Raw genomic sequence first — 8,583 nt, forward strand, 5'->3', positions numbered from 1 at the left:
TTCATCTATTTTACTTACATATCGGAAAGGTTCCTGATTATACCAAATCAGGAACCTGTCTTTTTTTCTCCCACAAACATTTTACTCATACGATATTTTACTTACATAATGAACAAGCGAACGTGCACAATAAAAAGCGAAAGGGGAGGATCATATTGAATCATACAGTTGAATCGATTATGACGCGCCAAGTAGCAACGGTCACACCAGATCAATCTGTTCAAGAGGCAGCACAATTAATGAATGAACATAATGTTGGCGCTATTCCTGTTGTTGAAAATGGAAAAGTAAAAGGGATCATTACTGACCGTGACATTGCTCTTCGTACGACGGCGCAAGGATTAACCCCTTCGACACCTGTTTCACAAGTGATGACAAGTGATGTCGTCACAGGTGCGCCAAACATGAGCGTTGATGAAGCAGCGAAAGTAATGGCCAAAAACCAAATTCGCCGCTTGCCAATCGTACAAAATAATGCGCTTTGTGGCATTGTTGCTTTAGGTGATATCGCCACAAACCAAGCATACGATGAAGCGGCAGAACAAGCGTTATCCGAGATTTCTGAACCTTCATATCATTAAACAAGAAAGGGGCTTCTTTACAAGGAGCTCCTTTTTATAATTAATTAAAGTATAAAATTTCGGATTTAGGGAGCTGTCTAGCTCCAAGCGCCATCGGCTCGAGTCGCTCCGCCCCTTCTTTCGGCGGCGACACATTGAGATGCTTCGGTGATGTTGCACACGCAGAACCAAGCGCCCGCTTGGTTCGAGCTCTCCTCGGTGGGGCTTGTGCGCTCTTCGCGGAGCCAAGGATGGCGACATTTCGCCGTTGCCCGCAGGATGCGGGCTGCCTTTAGGCGAAATTGGGGCGCTTTGCGCTTTTCGTATTAAAAAAGGAATTTGCATAAAAAAGCGAGAATAAGTTACAATGAGCAACGATATGGAGGGATAAACGTGACTTGGAAAATAATATATGAACGTTGGAAAGAAGCGCAGTTAGATGAAGAGCTACGTGCTCATTTGCAACAACTAGAGCAAGATGAAAAACTGTTAGAAGACTGCTTTTATAAGACGTTAGAGTTCGGCACAGGGGGCATGCGCGGGGAAATTGGACCAGGGACGAATCGAATGAACATATATACGGTGCGAAAAGCATCGGCAGGACTCGCTCGATACATTGCGTCGTTCGGTGAGGAAGCAAAAAAACGAGGGGTGGTCATCGCATACGACTCGCGCCATAAATCGCAACAGTTTGCGATGGAAGCCGCCAAGACGCTTGCGACCTATGGGATTCAAACGTACGTGTTTGATGAGCTTCGCCCGACGCCAGAACTTTCATTTGCCGTACGTCATTTACGTGCCTTTTCGGGTATTGTCATTACCGCAAGCCACAATCCACCGGAGTATAACGGGTATAAAGTATATGGGGAAGATGGGGCACAGTTGCCGCCACATATCGCCGATGTCGTCATTGGGCACGTCAATGCGATTGAAAATGAATGGGAGCTTGAGATTGAGCAAGAAGACGTATTAAAAGAAAAAGGGCTCATTCAAATCATCGGAGCGGAAATTGATGAGGCATACATACAAAAATTAAAGACGATTTCTCTTTCCCCGCAACTTGCTCATGAAGTTGATGTAAACGTTGTTTTTACACCGCTTCATGGCACAGCAAATAAGCTCGTTCAACGCGGATTGAAGGAATTTGGTTATAAAAACGTGTTTGTAGTAAAAGAACAAGAGCAGCCTGACCCGAACTTTTCAACGGTCAAATCGCCGAACCCAGAAGAACATGCCGCGTTTGAATTAGCGATTCAGCTCGGAAAACAAGTGGATGCGGACGTGTTAATTGCCACAGATCCTGATGCCGACCGTTTAGGGATTGCGGTAAAAAATGAACAAGGGGAATACGTCGTTTTAACGGGCAATCAAACAGGTGGATTATTACTTCATTACATTCTTTCACAAAAGAAAGAAAAAGGGATATTGCCGCCAAACGGAATTGTATTTAAAACGATCGTGACGTCTGAATTTGGTCGCGCCATTGCCGAGTCGTTCGATATAAAAACGATGGATACGTTAACAGGATTTAAGTTTATCGGTGAAAAAATTAAACAATATGAACAAACAGGGGAGTACGTATTCCAGTTCGGCTACGAAGAAAGTTACGGCTATTTAATCGGTGATTTTGCGCGTGATAAAGATGCGATTCAAGCCGCCGTTTTAGCTGTTGAAGTGTGCGCGTTTTATAAAAAACGAGGATTATCTTTATACGAAGCGCTTATGCAACTATTTGAGCAATACGGATATTATCAAGAAGGATTGCGTTCACTTACGCTCAAAGGAAAAGAAGGAGCGGAGCGAATTGAGGCGTTATTAGCGACGTTCCGTCATGAGCCGCCAACAGTTGTCGGAAAGCAACGTGTTGTTATTCGCGAAGACTATAAAGCGAGCGAACGAGTGTATGTGGATACAGGAAAAAAAGAAACGATTCATTTGCCGAAGTCGAACGTATTAAAATATGTACTAGAAGATGGATCATGGTTTTGTGCGCGTCCATCTGGCACAGAGCCAAAAATGAAATTTTATTTTGGTGTCAAAGGGCGAACGCTCGCTGAAGCGAAGAAACAATTAGAGCAATTAGAAACAGCGGTCATGGAGCGAGTATATACGTTAACAGCTGATAAGGTGTAATGCCTTATCAGTTGTTTTTTGAATGGGGAACGAGTAACATAGAAGCGAAAACGTAGAAAGGGTGATGTTAATTTGTTACAAGGACAAGTGGCTATTGTGACAGGTGCATCTCGTGGAATCGGTTTAGCGATTGCACATAAGTTGGCGGAGCAAGGAATGAAGCTCGTATTAATTGGCAGCTCCTCGGATATTCACAGAGTTGGCGAGCAATTAAAAGATGTAAAAACGTTTCAAGCCGACGTATCAAATGAGCAACAAATGAATGAAGTGATCGAAGCGACCATCGCTACATTTGGCCGCATTGATTTACTTGTGAATAATGCGGGTATCGGTGTATTTAAGCCTGTAGAGGAAACGACAGTCGAAGAATGGAAGCGACTATTCGAAGTAAATGTACAAGGGGTATTTATCGGGACAAAAGCAGTGCTTCCACACATGAAAAAGCAACGTTCGGGAACAATTATTACGATTTCATCTGACGTCGGTCGGTATACGATTGCGAACGGTTCCGCATATACAGCAACGAAATATGCCGTCCAAGGATTTTCAGGAAGCGTCGCGCAAGAAGTACGTCCATACGGCATTCGCGTCGGTACAATTAATCCGGGAATGGTTGATACATACTTTGCCAATTCTACGCAAGGATTGCCTGAAAAAGCGGAATGGCTAAAGGCAGAAGATGTCGCTAAAGCGGTCATCTATATGGCGAGTGCGCCAAAACATATGTTAGTGGATGAAATTGTATTACATCCGCTCATTCAAACGTATCCCGTCATATAAAAAGCGAAAGGAGATGATTCCTTTCGCTCTAATTATATTCCATCGTCAGCGTCGGTTCTTGTTCATATACGTCTAACGCGTGATCGATGTAACGTAACAATGCGTTCAATCGCTTTTGGACGACAGTATAATCTTTTTCGAAGTTGTATGCATGAAGAAACTGTTCAATTTTTTTTGAAAGTAAATCGTCTTTTGTGCGTACCATAAGAATGAGTAAATGATCCCATTCCGAACGGTACGTATAGTAAAGAGCTTTGTCGTAGTCGGCTGTATGCAATACAAACCCTCCTTATCGTGAGGAGCTATATGTAGTGTATGAAAAAACGGTCGGTTTTTTTCGCTGTAAATGTTGTGCGATTTGGCAGAGGAGAGTTGGGCATGGAGAAGCATATTGCGTATTATGAATCGCCAATTGGTTGGTTACAAATCATTGGCACAGATGAAAGTATAGAGCGCATAGATGTTGTGGAGCAACGTGGAGGGCGGAATATTCCAACTAGCTTTATGCCATGGATAGAGGAGCTTGAACAATATTTCCAAAAGAAACGGACATCGTTTTCGATACCCTTAAAGCTCGTTGGTACCCCGTTTCAAATGCGTGTATGGGAAGCGTTACAAACGATTCCTTATGGACAAACGGTGTCATATGCTCATATTGCCAAACAAATTGGGCAACCGAAAGCGGTACGAGCCGTTGGCAATGCTGTTGGTAACAATCCGATCACGATCGTCATTCCTTGTCATCGTGTTGTTCGCACGGGTGGAGAACTTGGTGGATACGCGTGGGGAATAGAGCGAAAAAAATGGTTACTTGAGCACGAAACGCGCTGAAAGCTCAGCGCGTTTGCCCCAATAGCCATTTCGCGTAAGGTGAATTGGCTGGTAAAATGACGACCGTATCTTCGCCGATCGTTGTTTTATACGATTCAAGCGTACGGTAAAACGAATAAAATTCAGGATCCTTTGCAAATGTTTCGTTATAAATGCGCGCTGCTTCTTGTTCACCTGCTGCGCGAATACGTTCAGCATCTGCTTGCGCTTTGGCGAGCATTTCTTTTACTTCGCGATCTGTTTGCGCAATAATGCGCTGTTTTTGAGCATCTCCCATTGATAAATATTCTTGCGCTTTCGATTCACGTTCGGAAATCATGCGTTTATAAACGGATTGTTCATTTTCTTCTGGCAAGTCAATGCGTTTCATGCGTACATCGACAACGCGAATACCGTAACGGTCTTGCTGTAACAGTTCGTTTACTTTTGCGGTTACCTCATCGTTTAAGCTGCCACGTGATGACTTTTCATCATTAATAATTTCATCGTAATTTAACCGTCCAAGCTCGGTGCGGACAATGGAGAAAATAAATTCATCCATTTTTGATTCTGCATTTTCCAATGTCCGAGCGTTTTGAATCATCTCTTTCGGATTTGTAATTTCCCAAATGGCGTAATGGTTGACGAGAATTCGCTTTTTATCTTTTGTATTAATTTCCGCTTCCGCGACGTCATAAAAGATTTGGGCTTTCGGCAATGATGTGACGCTTTGAATAAAAGGAATTTTAAAGCGTAATCCGGGCGTTTGATCGATGCGAACAATTTCGCCAAATTGACGTACGACTTTATATTCATTTTCATGAACGATGTATATATTTGTTAAAATAACGATAAGTAAAATAAGTCCAATGCCGCCACTAATGATAAACCGAAACCATTTCTTCGGAAGTTTATCTTTCAAGGTGATGATGTTTTGATCGTCTTGGAAGTTTGTCATTCATTACCACTCCCTTGTTCTTTCTTTTTCTCCGTCGTTTGTTTTTCGATCGGTTGAATTGGTAAATATTTTAGCGTATTGCCATCGTCGTTCATAATGTAAATGCGCGTGTACGGTAGGACTTGTTCAAGCGTTTCAATCATTAGTCGCTGTTTTGTAATGTCTTTCGCGTTTTTATATTCTTCGTATAAGGCGTTAAATTTGGCGACATCTCCATACGCCTTTTCAATGCGTGCTACTTTATCAGCTTCGGCTTGGGAAATGAGGGCGTCTTTTTCCCCTTCGGCTTCTTTCGTCCGTTTGTTGCGATATTTATTCGCTTCGTTAATTTTTGTATTCATCGTCTCACGTGCATCAGTAACGTTTGTAAATGCTTTGCGCACTTCGTCATTTGGCAAGTCAACGTCTTGTAACTTTACAGCTAAAATCGAAATACCAATATCATACTTTTTCATTAATGCGGTCAGTGACTCGCGCACATCTGCTTCAATTTTTGCTTTGCCCGACGTTAATGCATCATCAATTTTTGAGCTACCGATGACGCTGCGTAAAGAAGCAGATGTCGCATTATATAAAATTTGTTCCGGTTCGTATGAGCGGTAAAGATATTTGGCAGGATCGGTAATTTTCCATTGTACGACCATATCAGCGAGGACAATATTTTCATCCCCGGTAATCATTTTCGTATTCCCTTTGTTTGAGGCGACGACTTTTCCGTTTTCCTCTTTGTAGCCGAATTGTAAACTAAACGTTTCGCGCGATAACGTTTCTACTGTTTGAATCGGCCAAGGAAGCTTGAAATGTAGCCCGGGTGTCGTTACCTCCTCATCAATTTCACCAAATGTTAAAATAATCGCTTGTTCTGACTCATCAACGGTGTACCATGACGTTAATGCAGCGACAAGAAGAAAAAGACCTGCCACTGTGCCGATGATGATTCCTGTAACTGAACGTTTCTCCATATAAACCCACCTTTCTTGTTATTTATATGTATGTACGGAAAAAAAAGAAAAAAGTTTCAATAAAAAAACTACTAATTGGTTCAGTGAATTCATATGATTTTTAAAATATTGGAAATCTGATTAACTCATGATATCCGAACATCTTCATTGCGTCTTGAGCACCGACCGAAAGCTAAGCGATGAAGAGAGCTTGAGTTACTATGCCGAGCGCTGGTCGATCGAATGTTTTTTACAAGCGAAAGACCAGCTGAAGCTCGATGGATACCGCGTTCGCGGGCGTCGGGCGGTGAAACGATATTGGATTTTAGTGCAATTCACTTATGTATACAGTATGTTCGAGTCTAACTGTGATTTCTCTATCGGGTTCACACTTCTCCGAACGAAGACAAGGTATAGTCTCGTGGAGTTTGTTTACTACGCGGCGAAGCAAGATATTCCTATTGACTTCATCAAAAAACAGCTCCATGTGGCATAAGGGGTTCCTTGTTTGTCTCTTTTTTATGGTAATAATTATCATTAAAAATACTTTATTTATAGTACAGCATTTCAAATAATATAAATATTTACATTTTTTTTTTATGATATATTCAAAAGTGGCTGGAGGTGATTGACTGGGGGATGATAATGTGCTCTAAGTGTTTTATTAAGGCAATATAAATATTGAATTGTAAGGTTATCGATAATATGATGGAGGGAGGATAAGGAATGAACGGAGTAGATGGAATTAAATCTACCCTAACCTATATACGGGACGGTTCAAAAAATGTTACAAAAGCTGCAACTGACTACATAAAGGATAACAAATGGGAAATCGCTGCTTCGATAGCGGTAGGAGTAGCAACAGGTGGAGTTGGGTTTGCTGTGTCCGCAGGGAGAATTGTTGTAAGTACAGCAGTTAAATCTGTGGCTAAAGAGGCCGCAAAACAGGTTGCTAAAGAATTAGGTACTACTGTCACTCGTGCGACGGCACAGCAAGCAGCCAAGCAGGCAATGTATTCTGTTTACAAAGAGTCAGTGAAATCGGCTGCTAAGGATGCTGCAAAAAATGGTGCCTATGCTGGTGTGGGAACATATGCGTCTTTTCAAGTTTCAAAATACTATCCTAAAAAATAAAATTGATGTTGCTTATTTTATGAAGTGTTCAATGAAAAACATAGAGGTGATAGGTTGAAAATCTCTAATATCGTAACATCTGTGCAAATGTCAGATGAGTATAGCCCTGTACGAATAAAAAATATTTTCGATAATTTAGACGGCGGATTTTATATCTTTATTGATGTTGAGGACATAAAATGTGAGTCTACTAAGTTATTTGTTAAGATTTACGATAACTTGGGCTCAGAACTCATTTGTTTGGATTTTAAAATGGGTAACGTTGCTAGAAAAGATACTATAATATGCTACATTAATTACAAGTCGCTAGAGAATCTGCCTTTATCCAGTTTTGGGAAGTGGCGATTACTAGTTATGGATGACAAAGAAGAAACAGTTGCCAAGTATTCATTTGTAGTAAGAAATATTGCATTTACGTACACATCGAGAGGTGTTCCTCAATGAACGAAAACATACTTTTTTTAGTCTCGTTTTCAATCATTCTGGCTTTTTTTCTCCTTATTGAATTTTTATTCAAAAAAAGAAAAGGGGATGAAGTTGCAATTCGATCTTTTGTTGTGAGGTTTGTTAGTATCGTTATCTTTGTTTATATAATAAAGTTAACCATTTTATAAAAGCCTGAATCCGTGATGGTTGGAAATCCACTTTGATTTTGGTGTTAGTTTTATGGATATATGATCCATACATCCCTTTTTTGATGATTCCCTGCAACACTTTCATGTTTGAAAATGAGATAAATCCCCTTTTATGGAGATGCAAACTAAAAAAGAGATAAAAAAAGTACAGGGGGTAGTGATGGATATGAGTATAAGAATATATGTTTGCTATCTTGCCTCTTTCTATTTTTGATACACATTCAGTAGGAGTATCCTTCGCATCAGTTTCATCCATAGCCGCCGCGATCGGCGAACGAGTCGTCCTGCCATCGTGATCACCGTCTGAATGATCGTCTTGATGTGGCGGCGTTTCACTTTTCGTTTGATGGAGCAAGTAGCCAATGAGGGCAAGCCCCGCACTTGGCGTAATGGCTTCATCTGTCAACACAAACCGAATTGGGAAACCTTTCATCGCATTCACCTACTTGATGAAAAGTCATTCACGTCATTTTCCCTTATCGTATCAACGGTTTGCGACCATTGTAAAGATGTTTTGTCACGGATTCAGGTATCATTCATCTAGGAGCATTCCTGTTAGAAAGGTTTTCGGGGGACTTGAAAGAAAAAAGCCCTCTTGGTATGATGCAGGGGTGTCAATGGAAAGTTGACCC

The 8,583-nt window shown here is 41.2% G+C and carries 8 protein-coding genes and 2 pseudogenes; 6 read left to right on the forward strand and 4 right to left on the reverse strand.

The window, feature by feature from the left end; all coding sequences use genetic code 11:
• The first annotated feature begins 179 nt into the window (after window positions 1-179).
• From EKC99_RS14560 to EKC99_RS14570, 3 genes are all read left to right on the forward strand, one after another.
• A complete protein-coding gene (locus EKC99_RS14560) occupies window positions 180-581 on the forward strand; it encodes a CBS domain-containing protein (RefSeq protein ID WP_081977310.1) in 402 nt (133 codons plus the stop codon).
• Between the two features lie 372 nt (window positions 582-953).
• Complete coding sequence (locus tag EKC99_RS14565; RefSeq protein ID WP_163152541.1) at window positions 954-2,693, forward strand: phospho-sugar mutase; 1,740 nt, start codon at window positions 954-956, stop codon at window positions 2,691-2,693.
• A 72-nt stretch (window positions 2,694-2,765) separates the two neighbouring features.
• On the forward strand, window positions 2,766-3,473 hold the full coding sequence (locus tag EKC99_RS14570) for an SDR family oxidoreductase (RefSeq protein ID WP_055440413.1): 708 nt from the start codon (window positions 2,766-2,768) through the stop codon (window positions 3,471-3,473).
• Window positions 3,474-3,501: 28 nt separating this feature from the next.
• Here the strand turns inward: EKC99_RS14570 and EKC99_RS14575 are convergent, their stop codons facing one another.
• Window positions 3,502-3,750: a YhdB family protein gene (locus tag EKC99_RS14575; RefSeq protein ID WP_032100915.1), complete on the reverse strand. Its 249-nt coding sequence runs from the start codon at window positions 3,748-3,750 to the stop codon at window positions 3,502-3,504.
• 101 nt (window positions 3,751-3,851) lie between these two features.
• On the opposite strand from EKC99_RS14575, the gene EKC99_RS14580 reads away from it, so the two are divergent.
• Window positions 3,852-4,304 carry a methylated-DNA--[protein]-cysteine S-methyltransferase gene (locus tag EKC99_RS14580; protein WP_163152543.1) on the forward strand — a complete coding sequence of 151 codons (453 nt, stop codon included), beginning with the start codon at window positions 3,852-3,854 and terminating at the stop codon, window positions 4,302-4,304.
• Between the two features lie 4 nt (window positions 4,305-4,308).
• Here the strand turns inward: EKC99_RS14580 and hflC are convergent, their stop codons facing one another.
• Window positions 4,309-5,241 (reverse strand): protease modulator HflC, encoded by a 933-nt coding sequence (gene hflC / locus EKC99_RS14585; protein ID WP_055440415.1) that lies wholly within the window; start codon window positions 5,239-5,241, stop codon window positions 4,309-4,311.
• Window positions 5,238-6,203, reverse strand: a complete 966-nt coding sequence (hflK, locus tag EKC99_RS14590; protein ID WP_163152545.1) for an FtsH protease activity modulator HflK — start codon at window positions 6,201-6,203, stop codon at window positions 5,238-5,240. The genes hflC and hflK overlap by 4 nt, the downstream gene beginning before the upstream one ends.
• Window positions 6,204-6,330: 127 nt before the next feature.
• On the opposite strand from hflK, the pseudogene EKC99_RS14595 reads away from it, so the two are divergent.
• Both EKC99_RS14595 and EKC99_RS14600 read left to right on the forward strand, forming a co-directional pair.
• A pseudogene (locus EKC99_RS14595) lies at window positions 6,331-6,678 on the forward strand (IS701 family transposase); the annotation flags it as partial.
• Window positions 6,679-6,908: 230 nt separating this feature from the next.
• The gene (locus tag EKC99_RS14600; protein ID WP_055440417.1) at window positions 6,909-7,316 is read left to right on the forward strand and encodes a hypothetical protein; all 408 of its coding nucleotides are present in this window, start codon (window positions 6,909-6,911) and stop codon (window positions 7,314-7,316) included.
• A gap of 839 nt (window positions 7,317-8,155) precedes the next feature.
• Here the strand turns inward: EKC99_RS14600 and EKC99_RS16160 are convergent.
• Window positions 8,156-8,299: pseudogene (locus EKC99_RS16160) on the reverse strand (IS1380 family transposase); the annotation flags it as partial.
• Window positions 8,300-8,583: the final 284 nt, after the last annotated feature.

This window comes from Anoxybacillus sp. MB8 (assembly GCF_011006755.1).
Taxonomy (GTDB): domain Bacteria; phylum Bacillota; class Bacilli; order Bacillales; family Anoxybacillaceae; genus Anoxybacillus; species Anoxybacillus gonensis.

What these genes read in the sequence shown, in the direction of transcription:
- EKC99_RS14560 (WP_081977310.1), top strand. Translation starts at nt 180, where the DNA reads ATGACGCGCCAAGTAGCAACGGTCACACCAGATCAATCTGTTCAAGAG.
- EKC99_RS14580 (WP_163152543.1), top strand. Translation starts at nt 3,852, where the DNA reads ATGGAGAAGCATATTGCGTATTATGAATCGCCAATTGGTTGGTTACAA.
- hflC (WP_055440415.1), bottom strand. Translation starts at nt 5,241, where the DNA reads ATGACAAACTTCCAAGACGATCAAAACATCATCACCTTGAAAGATAAA.
- hflK (WP_163152545.1), bottom strand. Translation starts at nt 6,203, where the DNA reads ATGGAGAAACGTTCAGTTACAGGAATCATCATCGGCACAGTGGCAGGT.
- EKC99_RS14600 (WP_055440417.1), top strand. Translation starts at nt 6,909, where the DNA reads ATGAACGGAGTAGATGGAATTAAATCTACCCTAACCTATATACGGGAC.